The sequence below is a fragment of the Paenibacillus auburnensis genome (genome assembly GCF_927798115.1).
Lineage (GTDB): Bacteria > Bacillota > Bacilli > Paenibacillales > Paenibacillaceae > Paenibacillus_AQ > Paenibacillus_AQ auburnensis.
The window spans coordinates 2,240,987-2,260,893 of the sequence record NZ_CAKMMG010000001.1 but is presented as its reverse complement, the minus strand read 5'-3'; the positions used below and the strand labels follow the sequence as shown (position 1 = coordinate 2,260,893).

The following is a 19,907-nucleotide window of genomic DNA, read 5'->3' as shown; positions in this document are numbered from 1 at the left end:
ATACTCAGTATGGATCAACTATATATTAGGATTAATCATTGGATTGATGAAAGCGCTGCTATATACTTTCATTGTGAAATCAATGTCATTATATTAAGGGGCTGCAGCAATGAGAGAACTTAAGGGCAAGCATGTTGTTCTTCATGATAATGATCTGAAACGTAGGGAAGAAGCAAACCGGGGTTATTTAATGAAACTGACAAATGATAATCTTCTGTTTAACTATAAAGTGGAAGCAGGAAGATATGATGGCAGAGATATTCCGCAGGATGCACATGGAGGATGGGAGACGCCCGTCTGTCAGATCCGGGGACACTTTCTTGGACATTGGCTGTCTGCCGCAGCTATGCGGTTTCATGAAACCGGAGATCTGGAACTCAAGCTCAAAGCGGATCTCATTCTGGACGAGCTGGCAGAGTGCCAGAAGGATAACGGTGGACAATGGGCAGCGCCTATTCCGGAGAAATATTTACACTGGGTTGCTCAAGGTAAAGCGATATGGGCTCCGCAGTACAATATCCATAAGTTATTTATGGGACTTGTGGATATGTACCAATTCACCGGCAGTCAGAAGGCGCTCGATATAGCCGATCGTTTCGCAGACTGGTTCGTGGAGTGGAGCAGTACCTTCACCAGGGAGAAATTCGATGACATTCTGGACATGGAGACAGGCGGAATGCTTGAAGCTTGGGCGGACCTGCTCCAGATTACAGGGAATGCTAAATACGCGACCTTGCTGGAGCGTTATTACCGCAGCAGACTTTTCCGCCCGTTACTGGAAAACAAAGACCCTCTGACCAACATGCATGCCAACACCACCATTCCTGAAGTACTCGGCTGCGCCAGAGCTTATGAGGTTACCGGCGAGCAGAGATGGATGGACATTGTCACGGCTTACTGGAAATGTGCGGTTACAGAGCGGGGAACGCTGGCTACTGGCGGGAATACGGCTGGTGAAGTGTGGATGCCGAAGATGAAGATCAAAGCACGCCTCGGTGACAAGAATCAGGAACACTGCACGGTGTATAACATGATTCGGCTGGCAGAGTTTCTTTTCCGGCATACCTCTCATCCGGCCTATGCGCAGTATATCGAATATAATTTGTACAACGGAATTATGGCTCAAGCCTACTACCAGGAGTATCATCTGACCGGCAATAAGCATAATAATCCCGCCACCGGCTTGCTCACCTACTTCCTGCCGATGAAGGCAGGGCTGCGCAAAGATTGGAGTACAGAGACCGACAGCTTCTTCTGCTGCCACGGAACGATGGTACAAGCCAATGCAGCATTGAACAGAGGGATTTATTATCAGGATCAGAACGATGTCTATGTATGCCAGTATTTCCGTTCTGAGCTGAACACGGAGCTGGGCGGAGAGAGCGTCCGGATTCAGCAATCGCAGGATTACATGAGCGGAAGCATGCTGAACTCTTCGAATACTGCAGGACACCAGGAATTGAATGAGATCACAGCTCTTCACGAGAATCTGCCTGATTATAAAAAATATGATTTCGTAGTCCATACCCGCTCTGCCCAAGCGTTTGCCATCCATTTGCGCATACCAGACTGGACCATGACGGAAGCCGTCATCTATGTGAACGATCAGCTTCACGGGAAATCTGCGGATCACAATGCCTTCTATAGTATCATGCGGAATTGGAAAGACGGTGACCGGATCAGCATCATTCTGTCGGTCGGCATCCGGTTCATTCCTCTGCCGGACGACGAACTGACAGGAGCGTTTCGTTATGGTCCTGAAGTCCTGGCTGGTATTTGTGAGAATGAAAGAATTCTCTTTACACAAGATGATATTGCCTCTGAATTGATTATGGAGAATGAACGTGAGTGGGGCAGCTGGCGCTATTTCTTCAAGACGGCGAATCAGGATCCGGGAATTCAGCTGAGAAGAATCCGCGATATAGGTTATGAACCCTATCAAGTATATTTCACGGTAAAAAAAGCCTAGCACACATTCTTGAAAAACTACCTGCATGCAGTTCTGACACCCCTTAGAATAGACATTGGAAAAACCCCTGGGTAATCCCATGTAATTCTATGGGGTGCATTTTTATGCCAGCTAAAAAAGGTCAGAAGTTTAAACATTATCCTGAATCTGTGAAAGTAGAAGCTGTTCGGCTGACGTATCTGGAAATAAAAATATTGAAGGTTAACTTAAAATGATGAAAGAAGACATAAAAAGAAAGGGTGGTTGTCTAGTGGAATATCATGTAGCAATTCAAGGTAGTGATCAAGCGCCGGGTACGGAGGCACAACCTTTCCGCACTATTTCCCGCGCTGCTGCTATAGCGGAGCCGGGAGATATCATAACCGTGCATAGCGGTGTTTACAGGGAATGGATCAACCCGGCCAATGGAGGAACAGAGGAACAGAGGATTGTATACCAATCTGCCGGGGATGGAGAAGTGGTTATCACGGGTGCTGAGCCTGTGGCTGATTGGAAAGACGAAGGAGACGGTGTCTGGAGGACGGAGGTGCCAAACAGTCTGTTTGTCATCCGCAACCCCTATCAGACTAAATTGTACGGTGATTGGTTGTTTGAAGGTGCGTTCGAGCCGCATCTGGGGGATGTGTATCTTGACGAAAAATCCCTATATGAATGTGATAGCGTTAAGAAATTGTACAATCCCCAGGTTTGGCCACAGGCCAAATATGCGGAGAACTCTTTGATGCAATGGTACGCGGAAGTAAGCTCAACTACCACCACCATATGGGCGAACTTCGGAGGCAAGGATCCCCGTCAAGAGAATGTGGAAATCAATGTGCGCCCTTATTGCTTCTGGCCTGAGAAGACCGGCCGCAACTATATTACCGTCAGGGGCTTTACTCTCCGGCAGGCATCCCCCCAGTGGGCCCCGCCAACTGCTTTGCAAGAAGGGCTTATAGGTCCCCATTGGAGTAAAGGCTGGATTATTGAGAATAACCTGATCAGTGAGTCCAAATGTACAGGTATCAGCCTAGGCAAAGATATAACTACCGGGCAGAACGAATACTCGGATAATCGCAGCAAAGGCGGAACGCAACGGGAGCAGGAAGTTATTTTCCGTGCATTGCGCAAGGATTGGCATAAGGATCATATCGGAAGCCATATTGTCCGCAACAACGTCATTCATGATTGTGAACAGGCTGGTATCGTTGGACATTTAGGTGCTGCTTTTAGTCGGATCTACCAGAACCGCATTTATAATATTCACCACAAGCGTATCTTCCACGGCGCAGAAGTGGGGGGAATCAAACTGCATGCCGCACTGGATACCCAGATTTGCGGGAATGTCATCTATAGCTCCTACCGGGCACTTTGGCTGGATTGGCAAGCACAAGGCACCCGCATCAGCCGAAATATCTTTTATGACAATCTGTCCGAGGATCTATTTGTGGAGGTCTGCCACGGCCCTTATATAGTAGATCATAACCTGTTCCTATCGCCTATGAACTTCCGCAATATGGCCCAAGGCGGTGCGTTTGTTCACAATCTGTTTACCGGCAGATTTGTGGTGCGCTCCGAGCTTACCCGCTATACTCCCTACCATATGCCTCATGAGACAGCGGTTGCCGGGTACAGCAACATCACGGGCGGCGACGACAGGTATTACAATAACATCTTTATAGGTGACGGCGATCCGGATAAAGAGCCGCAGCCTATGACCTTTTTCGAGCACCTTCCGCTCACTCCAAGAGAGAATATGGATTACGGCGGTGAAGCAGTGATGGACGGAGTACCGGATAACTCCCGCTGTTATCTTCATCCTGCCGGATTGGGCGGCTATAATGATTACCCAGATACTGCTAAAAAGCGGTGGTGGGATTATACCAAGGAAGAAATTGCGGCTTATAAGGAATCCGGAAATCCATTTCAGCCTGATAAGATGAAACTCCCCGTTACGGTGCAGGGCAATCTGTATTTAAAAGGCGCGGTGCCAAGTAGTCATGAGTCCGATGCAAAGATCTATGACACTAACGAGATTGAAATCGTAATCGACCCGGCTACCTGCAGGGTACAAGTGCATGTTCATAGTCCTGAAATCATACGTGCTGCAGCTTCTACGATAGTCACAACTGCTCTTCTAGGCAGAAGCCATCACGCTGAGATGTACTATGAGGAACCGGATGGATCTTCTTACCGTTTCGACCACGACTTCTTTCATAAGCTGCGCCCAGAAAGAAATGTAACACCTGGACCGTTTGAAATATTTGACAACAGTCCGGTAGAGATTGTTCTGTAAATAGAAAGAGGTATAAATGTTTAACAGTTTAAGCATATACTACCATTCAGATGAATAGTATATTAAAAAAACTCCTACGTTAGAAGTCTGGTTTGTCCTAAAACAAACCAGACTTCTACAAAGGAGTTTTTACTTTGAGGAATAGACTGATTAGGTTTAATTTTATGCAGGCGCATAAACTTTTCCGGTAATACTGACTGGACCGGTCAGGGTGATGTCTCCTTGTAGATCCTCCGGGTTGGAGGCGAACACTTGAATGACATGAAAGCCTACAGATACATTCGTAAGAATGGAATGGAACGCTGTGGTCATTTCAAGCATTCCATCTTCATCGGTTGAAATAGACTTTTGCTCAGCACTACTAACAACGACTCCATCCAAAACAATTTGAAGTAAGAGCTTTGGCTGTTCTGGCGGAGTAACAAAAACGTTCGTCGCCTGCCAGCCTACTGTAGTAATAAGTTCTATGAAGTTGGTTGCAGTCGGAACATTAACTCCAAATTCTAATATCAACTTTGATGTTGCATTAATTGGAACAATTACTCCATTGTCCAGGTTCGTCTGGATGCTTCTAACAAATTCAACTAAGGTATGTGCCATATTACACCTCCACTTATTAATGAAATATCATATGGATTATTTTATTTTATGCTTGTGGTAATGTCCTATTAACTGAAAATTCTCCGGTTTACGAGGGAGGGAGAACATGAGAATTCTTTTTATAACCTCAGGTTTTCGGGCGGTTTATTACTTCTTTGAACAAAGTATAATAGAAGCATTTCAGAATGCAGGTCATTATTGTGAATCTTTTAGTTTGAGAAATGATCTACATGCATTACAACAAATGGAACAATCTTTACAGCCGGATCTAATTTTAGCAATGGCCGGTCTAAAAATCCCCAAACCGATACTAGAGTACTTGAGACAAACAAACGTGAAGTCAGCCGTCTGGATGACGGAGGATCCTTATTATATGGATTGGACCCTTCCGCTCACCGCTTATTTTGACTACATCTTTACCATCGATCAGGCTGCAGCAGAACAATATACAAGACATGGTCATCCCTGTGTGTATCATCTTCCGCTGGGGACGGATCCGGAATTATTTCACTCCGCACCAGTCTCTGAGGAGTTTACAAGTGATATTGGTTTAGTAGGAGTACCCTACAGCAATCGAATTGAGCTTATTGATTTGTTGTTAAAGAATACAGACTATACGATTCAGATCGTTGGGCGGGGGTGGGGAAAGCATCATATGGAATGGAACAGAAACATAAATGGGCATATTCATTTAGTGAATGCTTGGGTAAAGCCCGAAACAGCAATGAAATATTATAACGGTTCAACAATCGTTCTAAATATTCATCGCCCCTCTGATGAGAAATATAATAAGAACCGTATGGGGATTATGGCCAAAAGTATCAACAACCGTACCTTTGATGCTGCCAGCTGTGAAGCATTTCAACTGATCGATTCCAAAGAAGGGCTGGTAAATCATTTTGAAGAGGGGTTGGAAATGGTTTCTTTTGCAGATAAGAATGATTTCCTGGAGAAGATTCATTATTATATTGCACACGGCGAAGAACGCAAGGGCATTGCCAGACAAGCAAGAAAACGCGTGCTGGCCTCTCACACCTTTCAGCATCGAATCGACAGTTTGGTAAAGACGGTTCAATCAGAACAATAAATTCGGGTACCTACAAAACGCTTAGCAGGAAACTGTTAAGCGTTTTATTCATGTGCTCATTACCAGTTATTAGCAAATATAGTGCTCTAACCTATTACCTTTTGATGATCGAAACATAGTATAGCAAGTAAGCAGCACTAGGGGAGGTCTTATATTGGCAAAGGTATCCATTATCATGACTAGTTACAATAAGCCCGGCTATATCGCGAAGTCCATTCAATCGATTCTAAATCAAACGTTTACGGACTTTGAGCTCTTCCTGATGGATGATAACTCGAATTCAGAAACCCTTACAGTCATTGAGCCCTTTCTAAAGGATAAGAGAATCAAATTCTATCAGAGTACTATTCAAACCATGGACCAAAGGGTGGAGAAGGTCAGGTATGCGGCTCTAATTAATGAAGCCTTGCTGCAAGCGTCGGGGGAGTATATTTCATATGCCACCGATGATAACTGTTATAGAAATACTAGACTGGAGCAAATGGTAGATTATTTAGAGCAGAGCCCGGGTGTGATGATCGTCTATTCCGCTTCAATAGTTAATTACTTGAATGAAAAGAATGAGATCACGAAACAACAATTAAGGCCGGCCAAGAGGGTGGCCGCGGTTGCCCCTTGTCAAATCGATCATTGCTCGGTCATGCACCGAAGCTCCATTCTACCGGTAATCAAAGAAACGTTCGGATCCTATTGGGACGAGAACCCGGAATTTTATAGAATTGGCGATGGCCGTTTTTTTTGGCGGCTCAATCATTTCTGGGATTTCTATCCTATAGAGGATGTTCTGGATGATAACTATATAACAGAGCTATCCATCCATCATCAGCTGCAGCAGCAGGAAAAGAGTCAATTTATACAAATGCTGCCGCCGCAAAGAACATGTAAAGAGCTTCGAGAAGATCTGAGAGCCATGAAAAAGAAAGTAAGCGAGCAGCCCAAATTCATCACATAAGGAGGGATCAAACGGAGTGTCTATTTATCTAACCCATTACTGGTCTCTTTACAGCGAATTTATCAACGTGTTTAAGGAATTACAATATAAAGACATACCGATTGCCCTCATGACGAACTTCTACCAACAAATTAACGATGAACTTCGAAGCGATATGGAGCAAACGGGGTTTGAGATGAAACTGAACGATTCAAGGATTAAGCAACCAGATCAGATTCAACCTTTTTTTGAAAAGCTGATAGCACCTTTTAAACAGCCATTCCAGGCGAATGCAGATGGAAAAATATTAATTAATTTAGACTACACAAGAATTCCAGAGAAACGATTAAGTGAGTATTTTAGCAGGGACCGCACCCTCATTCTGTCACGTTCCAGAGCGCCAGAATACTATGGGATTCCAAACATATGGATTGGAGGCTTTAAAAGCGACACCAGTCTTGCGTCTGAGGAGTTAATCCAAAGGGCAGCTTCCATTTTTGCGGAATACGAAGGACACCCGGCTTTTGGGAATGCTTTTTTTACCGACACGTTCTTGAAGCGAATTCCCGGTATTGTAGATGCCATAGAAACGGTTAGCAATCTTTATGATCAGATTCCGGTAACAACGTCACTGATAGGCACCTCGGAAGATATGGTTAGCCGATCCCTTGGAGTCGTTGGAGCAATGAAGGGAACCCCCAGCATTTGTCTGCAGCACGGGATATTGATGGGGGAGGAAGCCTTTATCCCTGTTTTCTCAAGTCATGTGGGGGTCTATGGCGAATATGAGAAAAGATGGTTCATGACAAGAGGCCTCGAGGAACAACGAATCGCAGTGACCGGTCATCCCCGGTATGATGAGATCTTTACTTCGGAACGGCAATCTAATGATTCGTTTAATGAGGAATATGGCCTTGACCCCAATAAAATTACGTTACTGCTTGCTACAGGACCTAAATTAGATGAAACCAAAATATACAGGCTAATCACAGAGCTGGTTACGGACGAGAGATTTCAATTAATCATTAAACCTCATCCCTGGGAGCTGTCCAAAAAACTGATTTCACTCTATGCGGATTTGGAAAGCAAAACTAACGCCGTACATGTAATCAAAGACAGAAAAACGGATGTACGTGATCTGATTTTGAATTCAGCAGGCGTCATATCTTCACTATCCACTGTTGCACTGGAAGGCTTATTAATGAATAAACCGGTTTTTGTCTATCATTTCATTCAGGCCAACCGTGATTACGATTATTATAATGCCCTTGACGATTATATTCAGAATGAGCCGGCAGAATTAACAAAACAAGTCTCTTTATACTTTTCGAGTGACCAAGAGAGATTAAATTATGAAGAAGTGAAGAATAAGTTTCTATTGCAATCCTATCGAACAGAAGATTCCGGTAAACAGCTTACAGATCTGATCCGCCACTTGAATAACACCTGAATAAGTAAAGAAAGGGGGAAGGAGAGGTATGTTCTTTAAGCATAAAAAAATTCTGGTTATTGGCGGAACTGGCACGATTGGAAAAAACATTGTGAAACATATCTTGCAAGAGGATCCTGAAGTGATCCGGATTTTTAGCAGGGATGAGTATAAACAGTTCGAGCTGCAAAATGAAGTGAACCGTAATTCAAAGCTAAGTTACTGGATTGGCGATATCCGTGATTATGACCGTGTGCTGGCGGCGATGGAGAATATGGATTACGTGTTTCATACCGCAGCAATGAAGCATGTTTCCTTTTGTGAATTCAACCCTTATGAAGCTGTACTTACGAATATTATCGGTACGAATAACGTGATTCGGGCAGCGAAACAGCAAAAGATAAAAAAAGTAGTGTTTACAAGTACAGATAAAGCCATTTCTCCGACCAACAATTATGGAGCTACCAAATTATCCGCGGAAAAGCTGATCTCCTCTGCAGAATATTCAAAGGGGCCGGGAAAAACGGTGTTCTGTACGGTACGGTTTGGCAATGTCTTGGGCTCCAGAGGTTCGGTTATACCGTTATTCGTTAAGCAAGTCAGAGAAGGCAAGGCTATCACCGTAACCGATCTATCGATCACAAGATTTATGATGACGCTGGAGCAGGCAACGAAACTTACCATCCAATCCCTGCAAATCTCCAAAGGCGGAGAAACCTTTATTCTGAAAATGCCTGTGATCAAACTAAAGGATTTGGCTGAAATTGTTGTGGAAGAGGCGCCAAAGAAATACGGGATGGATCCGTCCGCCGTTGAGATCGTTGAAATTGGCTTAAAGCCCGGTGAGAAAAGGTATGAAGAACTGATGACGTATGACGAATCCTTAAATGCCTATGAATTACCAAATTTATATATTGTTCCTTCTCCGTTTGCCCCTAAAAAAACATATAAGGCAGCAAGCAGGCCGAAACCCGGTACCTATAGTTCTGAAGGTGTGATCCCTCTGACTAAGGAAGAAGTGCGGAAGTTAACCATTGAACAAAATCTAATCTAGCGGAGGTTTACTATGAACATACTCGTAACCGGTGGTACTGGCTTTATTGGCCGATGGGTCGTTGGACGTTTATTGAAGGATGGACAGAAGGTCTGGGTAATCGATAATTTAGCAAATTCATCCCTTGATAATTTGAAAGAGTATAGTGGCAATGAACATCTGCAGATGGTCAAAATTATGGATCTGAAGGACCGAGAATCATTAATAGAGCTTTTCCGTGAGACCACCTTTGATCTGTGTTACCATCTCGCAGCCAGCATTAATGTTCAAGACAGTATTGATGACCCCGAAACTACGTTTAACAACGACACTATTGCAACTTTTTATTTGCTGGAAGAATGCAGAAAGCAGCATGTGAAAATAGTCTTTATGAGTACATGCATGGTGTACGCCAGAGCAAGCGACGAACATGGAATTCACGAGCAATCCCCGATCAAACCTGCTTCCCCCTATGCTGGAGCCAAAATTGCCGCTGAAAATATGGTGTTATCCTATTTCTTCGCCTATGGTTTGCCCGTTGTTGTCGTGAGACCGTTTAATACGTATGGGCCTTATCAGAAAACCGGCGGTGAAGGCGGAGTCGTGGCTATCTTCATTCATAACAAATTAAAAGGTGAACCCTTAAATATCTATGGAGACGGAACCCAATCACGGGATCTGTTATTTGTAGAGGATTGTGCTGATTTTGTGGTTGAAGCGGGTTACAGCGATCAGCTAAACGGAGAAATTGTAAATGCAGGTACAGGGAAAGATATTTCCATCAATCAATTAGCAGAGCTTATTTCAGCGGGCAAGGCACCTATTCATCATATTCCACATATTCATCCGCAAAGTGAGATCCAGAAGCTGCTGTGTAATTATCAAAAAGCTGAAAAAATCCTGTCCTGGACACCTAAGGTAACGATTGAAGAGGGGATTAAGCGGACAGAGAACTGGATACAATCAACCTTCCATAGAAAGGACCGGTCTAAATCATGAGCGGCGGCACATTAGCAATCCATGGAGGGACTCCCGTACGCAGTCACTATTTGCCTTATGGAAGACAATTCATCGATGAGGCAGATATTGCCTCGGTTGTTCAGGTGTTACAAAGTGATTTCATAACGACCGGCCCTGCCATTGAGCAGTTTGAAGCTGAAATCGCAAGGTTCACAGGAGCGAAGTATGCGGTGGCCTTCACAAGCGGAACAGCAGCCTTACACGGCGCCTGCTATGCAGCCGGAATTGGCGCGGGGCATGAGGTTATTACCACACCAATGACCTTTGCCGCTTCAGCCAACTGTATATTATATCAAGGAGCAACACCGGTTTTCGCTGACATCGATCCGTTAACCTACAATCTGGATCCCAAGCGGATCAGGGAAAAGATAACAGAACGCACAAAAGCAATCATTCCAGTCCATTTTACAGGCCAGCCGGCTGAGCTTGATGAGATCCATACCATTGCCAGGGACAATAACTTAATCGTGATTGAAGATGCGGCACATGCGCTTGGTGCAAAATATAAGAATAAAAGCATTGGCTCCATTGGCGACATGACAATGTTCAGCTTTCACCCTGTAAAGCATATAACAACGGGAGAAGGCGGAATGATCACGACGAACAACCCGCTGTATTATGAGAAGCTGCTGCAATTTCGGACACATGGCATTACCCGTAACCCTGATCATATGATTCAGAATCATGGCCCCTGGTACTATGAAATGCAATTCCTAGGGTATAACTACCGGTTGACGGATATCCAGGCAGCACTTGGCCTAAGCCAGCTCAAGAAATTAGATCTGTTTGTTGATTTAAGGAAAAAATATGCGGCTATGTATAATGAGGCATTCCGGCATACCCAAGCTATTCAAATTCCTTACCAAAGTAGTGAGGGTGCCTCCAGCTGGCATCTGTATATCATCGCTCTGAATTTGGAACAGCTAAGCGGCAGCAGGAAGGATATCTTTGAAGCGCTGCTAAAGGAGAACATTGGTGTTAATGTGCACTATATCCCTGTGCATCTCTTACCTTATTATCAAGAGCTCGGTTACCAGGAAGGGAGTTGCCCGAACGCGGAACAATTGTATAACAGGATTATTACGCTGCCGTTGTTCCAGGGGATGTCAGAGCAGGACGTTCACGACGTGATCTGTGCTGTAAATAAAGTTTTGGACTATTACTCCAAATAATATGAAGGAGATCCTATGAAAATTGTAGCGGTCATACAGGCAAGAATGGGATCGACCAGACTGCCGGGGAAAATTATGAAAGAAGTTGCAGGCAAGTCAGTACTGGAATATCAGATCGAGCAAGTCAGACGATCCAAAACCATAGACCAAATTGTCATTGCTACTACGACCAAAGATACAGAACAGCCCATCATCGACTTGTGTAAACGAATGGCGGTGGATTACTACCGTGGGCCGGAGGACGATGTCTTGTCAAGGTATTATCAGGCCGCTTGTTGGTATGGGGCAGATATCGTTGTCCGTCTTACTTCAGACTGCCCGTTACTGGACCCGGCTGTGATAGACAGGGTAATAAATGTATTTCTATCCCGTTCAGAACGCGTTGATTATGTATCTAACACTATAGAGAGAACCTATCCGCGTGGATATGATGTTGAAGTGTTCTCCATGAAGGTATTGGAACAGACGTTTAAGGAAGCGGGTAATGCTGCAGAACGGGAACATGTTACCTTGTATTTGTACCAGCATCCTGAGGTATTCAGATTAGGGCAAGTTAAGCACAGCAAAGACTTAAGCTCTTATCGCCTCACAGTGGATACAGAAGAGGATTTTGAATTAATGTCGAGGTTAATAACGGCCCTGTGCGGGAAAAGAAGGGAAGGGTTCACGCTGGATGATGTGATCACCCTTTTGCAGGAGAATCCGGATTGGGTATTAATTAACGCTCATATCGAACAAAAGAAAGCAGACGGTCATAGGAGAGCATAACAATGAATATAATCTTTCGGGTCGATTCTTCATATGAAATGGGTACAGGCCATGTCATGCGGTGTTTAACACTGGCTCATGAACTTAAAACCAGACAGGCGAAGGTTTCGTTCATTTGCCGTGATTTGCCCGGGAATCTGGCAAGCTATATTAGGGGCCAGGGCTATCCTGTATTTTTACTGCCTTTCCGGAGTGAACGGGCAGATGCATCCTGGCTACGGGTGGACTTCAAAACAGATGCGATGGAAACCTTACAAATTCTTATGGCCTCTTCCCCTGTAGATTGCCTGATCATTGACCATTATGGAATCGATCAACGCTGGGAGAGCTTAATAGAAGCGAATGTGGCGAAGCTTGTTGTAATCGATGACTTAGCCGACCGGCCGCATCAATGCAGTATTGTACTGGATCAGAATAGTTCATCTGCCGGGGACCGTTATCATGGTTTAGTCCCGGATAGCTGTGTGATGTTAGTGGGGACCAGTTATGCCATCCTTCGGCCTGAATTTCGGTCAATGAAGAAGCAGCTGGCCGAGCGTGATGGAAGTATTAACAGAATTCTTGTCTTTTTTGGGGGTACAGACCCTACCCATGAAACATTAAAGACGTTACAAATATTAAATAAACGCCAATATTCGAATTTACACCTTGATGTCGTAGTAGGTGAAATGAATACAAACAAGGATGTCATTGAACAACTGTGCACCCCTATGGCGAACGCATTTTTTCATTGTCAGATTGATTACATGGCAGATTTAATGCGGAAGGCCGACTTTGCCATCGGCGCAGGCGGAAGCTCTACCTGGGAGCGGTGTTATTTAGGATTACCTTCACTTTCCATTATAACTGCGGATAATCAAAGGGAAATAACCAAACGGGTGCATGAACAGGGGGCAACTTGTTGCTTGGGGGATAGTGCCGAAGTTACAGCTATAAGCATTGAGCATGGTTTGAACACGATGCTTGCCAGCCCGTCACTGGTGGAAGAGATGTCTAAGCAGGCCCTTCAGCTTATGGGAGAGGATAAATTCAATGAGGTCATAGACAGGATTATGGGAGGGGACAATGACATCCATTCATGATTATAGACTGGGGGATTTAGGCCGGAACGAAATAAACCTTGTATGGGAATGGCGAAACGCTGATCATATCCGTCCTTTTATGAATCATGATGATCTGATCCCGTTAGAGGAGCATTACCGCTGGTTAGAGGCTGTGCAAAAGGATGCAGGGAAGCTGATTAAACTGTGTTTTTATCAGGAAAAGCCAGTTGGGTTCGTGAACTTCTCACACATTGATCCCAAGAACCAAACCTGTGAGTGGGGCTTTTATATTGGAGATACGTCCTGTCCCCGCGGGTCCGGGAAGGCCATGGGGATCTTAGCTTTGGATTACATTTTTAAAGAAAGGCCTATGAGGAAGGTCTGTGCTCAAATCCTGGACTTTAACCGGAGGAGCCTATCCTATCACCACAAATTAGGTTTTGCCGAAGAAGGCAGGCTGGTAAAGCAGCTTCTGAAAAATAATCAATATATTGATGTGGTGTTAATGGGCCTATTCAAGGAACAGTGGGAGAAACAAAGTGAATTTCTGAAAGAGGAGGTTGTTAGGGCCAATGAAGGAAATAACGATCGGTAACAGACGGATAGGCAACGGCCACCCTCCGTTTATCATAGCGGAAATGTCAGGGAATCATAATCAGTCCCTTGACCGGGCGCTCGAAATAGTCAAGGCAGCGGCAAAAGCAGGAGCGCACGCATTCAAAATTCAAACGTATACGCCTGATACGATGACACTTCAGATCCAGGACGGAGGTTTCAGGATCGAATCGAATGGACTCTGGAAAGGAAAGTCATTATTTGATCTTTATAAAGAGGCCTATACCCCTTGGGAATGGCATGAGCCGATTTTTGAATCCTGTAAGGCATTAGGAATGATTCCGTTTAGCACACCGTTTGATGAAACTTCGCTTGAATTTTTAGAATCCCTTGGTGTTCCCTGCTACAAAATTGCCTCCTTCGAAAATAATGACATCCCATTATTACAAAAGGTCGCTTCCAAAGGAAAGCCGATGATTATTTCAACAGGCATGGCCTCGCTTGGTGAAATTGAAAATGTAGTCAAGACAATCTCGGAAGCAGGATGCGATGATTATATTTTATTAAAATGCACAAGCAGCTATCCGGCTTCACCTGAAAATTCGAACCTGAACACGATTCCCTATTTAAGAGATGTATTTCATTGTCAGGTGGGCCTATCCGACCATACCCTGGGAATTGGAGCGGCTGTGGCAAGTGTAGCACTTGGCAGCACTGTAATTGAAAAGCATTTTACCCTTAACCGTGAGGAAGGCGGCGTCGATGCTGCTTTTTCCCTGGAGCCGGAAGAATTCGCTGCCCTCGTGAAAGAGACGGATACCGCGTGGAGGTCACTGGGCGGGGTTGCTATCGGTCCAACTAAGGAGGAAGAACATTCCCTCCAATTCCGACGGTCCATTTACATTGCTAAGGATATCAAGGCTGGTGAAGTGTTGACGACAGCGAATCTAAGGGTGATCCGTCCAGGCTTCGGTCTGGATCCGAAATATTATGATCTGCTTATCGGAAAGCAAATGAAAAGAGATCTGAAAGCGGGAACTCCATTAAGCTGGGAGCTGTTATTGTAATTTGCCAACGGGTTATTTAGCGAATTGAAAAGCCCCCTGCCATCAGCTTCCCGATGGCAGGGGGCTTCTTCGTTATAGCCTTCTAAATCAGTCCGCCTAAGCTAAGCAGCTGATACAGCACCTTGGCTGCGGCTTCGCGGGTGGTTGGCAGGGCAGGGTGGAAAATGAACTGCCCCTGCTGGCTTTCGCCCTGCATCAGGCCGGCATCGCTGACCGCCTGGATGCTGTCCTTGGCGTAGCTGCTGAAAGCTGCGGCATCGCCATAAGGCACGCTTGCGGTACCGCTGGTGAACTTGATGTCCAGCAGCTTAACCGCTCTGGCCAGCATGACAGTCAGGTCCTGGCGCGTAATCTCGTCTTTTGGTCTGAAGCCTCCATCATAGCCGGTGATCAGGCCGGCTTGATAGGCGGCATTCACATCCTGTGCATACCATTCGCTTCCCTTGATATCAGTGAACGCATTCGTTGTTGTGGCTTTATCCAGTCCGATTGCGGTCACTAGCATGGAGGCAAACTCTGCACGGGTGACCGGATTCTTCGGCGAGAATGTATTTGCTGAAGTTCCGTTCAGAATGAACTTGCCGGCCAGGGTCTGGATTTGGCTCTTCGCCCAGGAAGAGCCGATGTCCGTGAAGGTGATCGCTCTCGTTGCAGCTGCATAAGTGGAGAGGCCCGGACGGCTGATAGTGACTAAGGTTGATCCATCCGTTAATGTCTTGAACTTGGCAGGCACAGGATATACCTGGCCGCCCTCTGTATACAGTGCGCCTGCATTCGCGGCATTAATGCCTTTATCCAGCAGGAAGGCCCGGTGGACGATCTGATCCGGTGCGAAGGTGACTTTGGAGGGAACGCCTGCCACTATCGAAACAGCTTCGAAGGTATACGGCGTTCCGAGTATCGCCGCACTAGCGTAGCCTGTGGCAAATGCCGCCTTGCTAGTGGTATCTGGTGCGATCGAGACGGTCAGACCGGCATTGGCTGCAAGTCCAGATAGAGCGGACAGCGGCAGGGATACCGATGCACTGTTCCAGGTGAAGGCGAGTGCACTGTCCGCAGGTGCGGACTGCAGCAGCTTCACTTGCTCAGCTGTCAGCTTCAGACTGGCCTTGGCGCTGCCGTTCTCTGTTGAGGCGGCAGTGACACTGTAGACGGTAGAAGCTGTCTTTGCATCCAGCGCCTTCTGAAGCTCAGCATTGGTGATCGTGAATACGGTCTGATCTCCGTCCGGAGCAGAGGTTGCGGTAAGGGCGGCAATGGTTTGCCCTGGTTCAACTACGGCCGATAGCGGTTCCGCAGGGCTTGCCGGACTGCTGCTTGCGGTTGGTGCCGGTGCAGCAGCTCCGCCACCGCCACCGCCGCCACCATTACCTGGCGCTTGAGTAGGGGTTGGCGTTGGCGCTGGTGTTGGTGTTGCACCGCCGCCCCCGCTGCCCGGATCTGGTGTAGGCTCAGTTGGCAGGGAAGTCTCTCCGTCTTCTCCCACCATATAGAACGTCATGTTTACAAGCTGCACATCTGTGACCTCGAAGCTCTCGTCATATTGCACCGCATATACGCCAAGCTTATATTGTCCCGGCTCCAGATGCTTAATTACGTAATTTCCGTACTCATCTACGGTTCCGTCCGAGTAGCTTCCGTCAATATTTTCGAAGTTCACTCTGCCTTCAGGAAGTGTAGACAGCGTCTGGGTCTCGGTGTTCAGATCATACCAGTCGGAAATTCGTCCGATATAGCCCTCGCTGAGACCATTGACTTCAACCACCATGAAGTTGGTATGATCATTCGCCAGGGTGACCGACAGATCGGCTGGAGCAGCCGGAGAGATTCTTTTGTTGGTCAGATTTCCATTAACCAGGCCAAAATCGTTATCGGCAACATCGCTGCCGACATGGATCACAAATGGCAGATGCAGCGGAGGAAGCCCCGGACTCTGCAGCAGGATTTCGCCTTCATATACACCGTGGGCTGCACTATCCGCAGCTTGGGCAGATAGGGTGAAGGAGGTACTGGAGTCTGCGGCGGCAGTGATGGTGGAATAGGCATCAAGGCCGCCAAGCGTCATCTCAATGTCGCTCACATCCGGAGTGGCGATCGGATCGGAAGGATCGGATGTCACACTTGGGTGCATCACTACGGAAGCGGTGTAGGTCACTTTCTCACCGGAGAAGTTTTTGAGCCGCAGCGGTTTGGACAACGGAGCGGAACCCGGTTCAATGGCTCCGAAGCTCAAATTGCTGGCTTCGCTCTCGATGACTGAAGCATTCATTTTCTCATCATAGATGGTAATCGGATCAAGGGCCTCCACTACAGCCGGTGTAACCAGGGCGCTGGCCACATCGGCCCGTCCGGAGCCTTGGGAGTACACATCGTATGGCGTGCCGCTCTCATCGGAGATGACATCTGCCGTGTTGGCCAGCGCAGCCCGGATGTCGAGCGGCGTCCAGTCCGGATGCGCCTGCGTCATTAATACCGCAAGACCTGCGATGTGCGGAGAGGCCATGCTGGTGCCGCTGGAACGGTGATAGGCCAGATCATAACTAGGCTCGCTGTCAAAATAATAAGAATATTCAGGATCACCGTAATAGGCGGCGTATTCCGGCAGCGTGGACAAAATGTTCACGCCCGGTGCGCTGATGTCCGGCTTAATGCCGTAATTATCATCTGAATTCGGTCCGCGTGAGCTGAAGCTGGCAATCGTGTCGCCAGGCTTTATAGTCATCGGAAAGTCCTTGCCGAAGGTAATATGCAGCGGTTTATCCGGATTCGCGAGAATCTCCCGGGCCAAGGCCCGTCCTGCAGCACCCGCCATGTCAAAGGTTGGAATATGGGCATAATCATCTCCAAGGAAACCTACATCCCCAATCGGGCCATCACGTCCGGGAATGCTTACGGAGAGATCGGCCTCCTCCGATCCTTCCAGGGAATTACCGTTGAAGATGATCAGAGCTTTTGCTCCATAGCTCTTGGCAATAGCGACCTTATCTACAAACGTCAGGTTGCCGCGCGAGACTACAACCACCTTACCTGTAACGTCGCCGACTTCGATATAGTCGCTGTAATCCCCTAGTCCCGCATATACTGCATCCAGCGGTTCGGTTCCCAGCAGCTCCCCGAAATTATCGCCTTTATAACTCCAGCCGAGAAGATCGGAGTAGACTGTGTCTGTCACGGAGTACACTTCTTCTGTTACTGTGTCTGTCAGCTGTGCACTGAAATTGGCACTGTAATGGATGCTGGTGCTAGTGGCGGCGGCTACGGAAATCGCCAGCTGGGAGCTGGCCGGTGAGCCCATGGAATAATAATATTTGCCGTCGGCTCCGGCATTTCCGTTTGCTACAACGGCAACGACACCGGAGAGCACGGCATTATTCACGGCGATGGAATCCGGCGAATCCGGGCCTTTCTCAAGGTCCGAGCCGAGCGACAGATTAATGACATCCATGCCATCCTTGACGGCATGCTCAATGCCGTCGATGACCTGAGCCGAGGTACCGGAGGTTTTGTATAATCCGCTCCCCTCATCATAGGTTGCCCCCAGCACCTTATAAGCATAGAGGTCGGCCTCGTAAGCGACCCCTTTCTGGACGACCTCGGAGCTGGTATTCTCTCCGCGTCCGACAATGGTTCCGGCCACATGGGTGCCGTGGCTGGTGCCCTCGAAGCCGAAGATCGCAGGAATCTCTTCATAGGGATCATTATCCTGGTAGAAGGAATCATAGCCGCCTTTGTAGGCATTCTTCAAATCGGGGTGCTTGTAGTCAACGCCGGTATCAATAACGCCAACCTTTACGCCTTTGCCTGTGAATCCGCTCTGCCAGGCAGTGTCGGCACCGATCTGCGCAAGTGGATCTATTTCGAAGTTAGCACTGGTGCTGCCCTCCGCAGCCGGAGCTTCGATCAGGGGAATCGGATAATAAGTGCTGTTCAGGCTGATGGCCTTGACCCCGGTGAGCTGGGCCAGCTTCGGAATCTGATTGGCGCTGACGGTAACCTCCATACCATTCAGCACCGTATTGTACTGGTAGTTGACCTTCATCGCGATACCCTTGGAGCTGGCGGTATTCTTAAATGCAGTTTGCTCCGACATTACGGATTGTTCAGCCGATTGCACCGAGAAGGAGCGTCTGGACTGGCTGGCCGAATGTCTGGCTTCGGATACAGCCTGGCCGCTGAGCTGGATGATGACACTGATTTTATCGGAAGAGGCCGTGTCGATGTTCTTGTCCACGACGGCTGGAGCTGCGGCTGCAGCCAGAGACTGCGCCGGATTGGCCGCTTCCAGCGCGGCAGACAATGAGGCTGGGATAAGCGGCTGTGACGGATTAAGCAGATCGGCAAGTGTTACGGGTGCCGGCGCAGTTCCGGCTGCCGATGCCGGACTGCCCAGAGGAGCAGCCAGCAGAAGGACGGAAGTGAACAGCGCGACGGATGGTTTACTTATTAATTTAGCCAATTTCTGGTTCCCCATTTCTTGAGAAGATGATCACCTGTGTTATTGCAGGGTGGAGATGGCATCCACCGAAATATAAGTTCCGCTGGAAGCTGCGTTTTTCTCCCCGTTATGTTCCACTCGCAAGGTGTGCTTCCCGGCCGGCAAGACGCCCGATTCGAAGATGACCGTCCGGAAGCCCGGAGCTGTGCTGTACATATCAACTGAACTCACTAGCTTATTATCAATATAGATATCAGCCTGGCCACGGCCCGGTCCGGTATTTGCGAGCAGCTGAACCTGGGTGCCTTCGAATTTGAACTGGGCATAAGCTCCCGGACTTTTCGTGTATTTGGCAATCCCGCCGAAATTCTTCAGGCTGAAGTTGGTCTGCCAGGCTCCGCTGTAAGTGGTAGAGGGATCATCCTCCTGAACCAGACGGGCAACGGTGAAGGCATCGACATTGATAAAGGCAGTGCCGGTCTTTTTGGCATTTGGATCGGTCTTACCGGTCCATTCCACCCTG

The 19,907-nt window shown here is 47.3% G+C and carries 15 protein-coding genes; 12 read left to right on the top strand and 3 right to left on the bottom strand.

What is annotated here, in order from left to right:
• Window positions 1-109 precede the first annotated feature (109 nt).
• Both L6H70_RS10450 and L6H70_RS10445 read left to right on the top strand, forming a co-directional pair.
• Window positions 110-1,969, top strand: coding sequence for a beta-L-arabinofuranosidase domain-containing protein (locus tag L6H70_RS10450; protein WP_236332557.1), 1,860 nt, complete (start codon window positions 110-112; stop codon window positions 1,967-1,969).
• A gap of 250 nt (window positions 1,970-2,219) precedes the next feature.
• Window positions 2,220-4,244, top strand: a complete 2,025-nt coding sequence (locus tag L6H70_RS10445; RefSeq protein ID WP_236332555.1) for a right-handed parallel beta-helix repeat-containing protein — start codon at window positions 2,220-2,222, stop codon at window positions 4,242-4,244.
• Window positions 4,245-4,406: 162 nt separating this feature from the next.
• On the opposite strand, the gene L6H70_RS10440 is transcribed toward L6H70_RS10445, so the two are convergent.
• A complete protein-coding gene (locus L6H70_RS10440) occupies window positions 4,407-4,844 on the bottom strand; it encodes a hypothetical protein (protein ID WP_236332553.1) in 438 nt (145 codons plus the stop codon).
• Window positions 4,845-4,950: 106 nt separating this feature from the next.
• Between L6H70_RS10440 and L6H70_RS10435 the strand changes: the two genes are divergently transcribed.
• The 10 genes from L6H70_RS10435 to pseI all read left to right on the top strand — a co-directional run bounded on the left by L6H70_RS10435 (window position 4,951) and on the right by pseI (window position 14,949).
• Window positions 4,951-5,931, top strand: a complete 981-nt coding sequence (locus L6H70_RS10435; protein WP_236332551.1) for a CgeB family protein — start codon at window positions 4,951-4,953, stop codon at window positions 5,929-5,931.
• A gap of 154 nt (window positions 5,932-6,085) precedes the next feature.
• The gene (locus L6H70_RS10430; RefSeq protein ID WP_236332549.1) at window positions 6,086-6,883 is read left to right on the top strand and encodes a glycosyltransferase family 2 protein; all 798 of its coding nucleotides are present in this window, start codon (window positions 6,086-6,088) and stop codon (window positions 6,881-6,883) included.
• A gap of 16 nt (window positions 6,884-6,899) precedes the next feature.
• Window positions 6,900-8,312 carry a CDP-glycerol glycerophosphotransferase family protein gene (locus L6H70_RS10425; RefSeq protein WP_236332547.1) on the top strand — a complete coding sequence of 471 codons (1,413 nt, stop codon included), beginning with the start codon at window positions 6,900-6,902 and terminating at the stop codon, window positions 8,310-8,312.
• Window positions 8,313-8,340: 28 nt separating this feature from the next.
• Window positions 8,341-9,345, top strand: coding sequence for an SDR family NAD(P)-dependent oxidoreductase (locus L6H70_RS10420; RefSeq protein WP_236332545.1), 1,005 nt, complete (start codon window positions 8,341-8,343; stop codon window positions 9,343-9,345).
• A 12-nt stretch (window positions 9,346-9,357) separates the two neighbouring features.
• On the top strand, window positions 9,358-10,323 hold the full coding sequence (locus L6H70_RS10415; RefSeq protein ID WP_236332543.1) for an NAD-dependent epimerase/dehydratase family protein: 966 nt from the start codon (window positions 9,358-9,360) through the stop codon (window positions 10,321-10,323).
• On the top strand, window positions 10,320-11,516 hold the full coding sequence (gene pseC, locus L6H70_RS10410; protein ID WP_236332540.1) for a UDP-4-amino-4,6-dideoxy-N-acetyl-beta-L-altrosamine transaminase: 1,197 nt from the start codon (window positions 10,320-10,322) through the stop codon (window positions 11,514-11,516). Before L6H70_RS10415 ends, pseC begins: the two co-directional genes overlap by 4 nt.
• Before the next feature lie 15 nt (window positions 11,517-11,531).
• Window positions 11,532-12,284, top strand: a complete 753-nt coding sequence (locus L6H70_RS10405; RefSeq protein WP_236332538.1) for a cytidylyltransferase domain-containing protein — start codon at window positions 11,532-11,534, stop codon at window positions 12,282-12,284.
• 2 nt (window positions 12,285-12,286) lie between these two features.
• Complete coding sequence (pseG, locus tag L6H70_RS10400; RefSeq protein WP_236332536.1) at window positions 12,287-13,366, top strand: UDP-2,4-diacetamido-2,4,6-trideoxy-beta-L-altropyranose hydrolase; 1,080 nt, start codon at window positions 12,287-12,289, stop codon at window positions 13,364-13,366.
• A complete protein-coding gene (gene pseH / locus L6H70_RS10395; RefSeq protein WP_236332534.1) occupies window positions 13,350-13,922 on the top strand; it encodes a UDP-4-amino-4,6-dideoxy-N-acetyl-beta-L-altrosamine N-acetyltransferase in 573 nt (190 codons plus the stop codon). Before pseG ends, pseH begins: the two co-directional genes overlap by 17 nt.
• Window positions 13,900-14,949 carry a pseudaminic acid synthase gene (pseI, locus tag L6H70_RS10390; protein ID WP_236332532.1) on the top strand — a complete coding sequence of 350 codons (1,050 nt, stop codon included), beginning with the start codon at window positions 13,900-13,902 and terminating at the stop codon, window positions 14,947-14,949. The genes pseH and pseI overlap by 23 nt, the downstream gene beginning before the upstream one ends.
• An 82-nt stretch (window positions 14,950-15,031) precedes the next feature.
• Here pseI and L6H70_RS28685 read toward each other — a convergent pair whose 3' ends face one another.
• Together L6H70_RS28685 and L6H70_RS10370 are read right to left on the bottom strand one after the other, a co-directional pair.
• Window positions 15,032-19,405 carry a S8 family serine peptidase gene (locus L6H70_RS28685; RefSeq protein ID WP_279306742.1) on the bottom strand — a complete coding sequence of 1,458 codons (4,374 nt, stop codon included), beginning with the start codon at window positions 19,403-19,405 and terminating at the stop codon, window positions 15,032-15,034.
• A gap of 39 nt (window positions 19,406-19,444) precedes the next feature.
• The gene (locus L6H70_RS10370; protein WP_236332530.1) at window positions 19,445-19,903 is read right to left on the bottom strand and encodes a hypothetical protein; all 459 of its coding nucleotides are present in this window, start codon (window positions 19,901-19,903) and stop codon (window positions 19,445-19,447) included.
• Window positions 19,904-19,907: the final 4 nt, after the last annotated feature.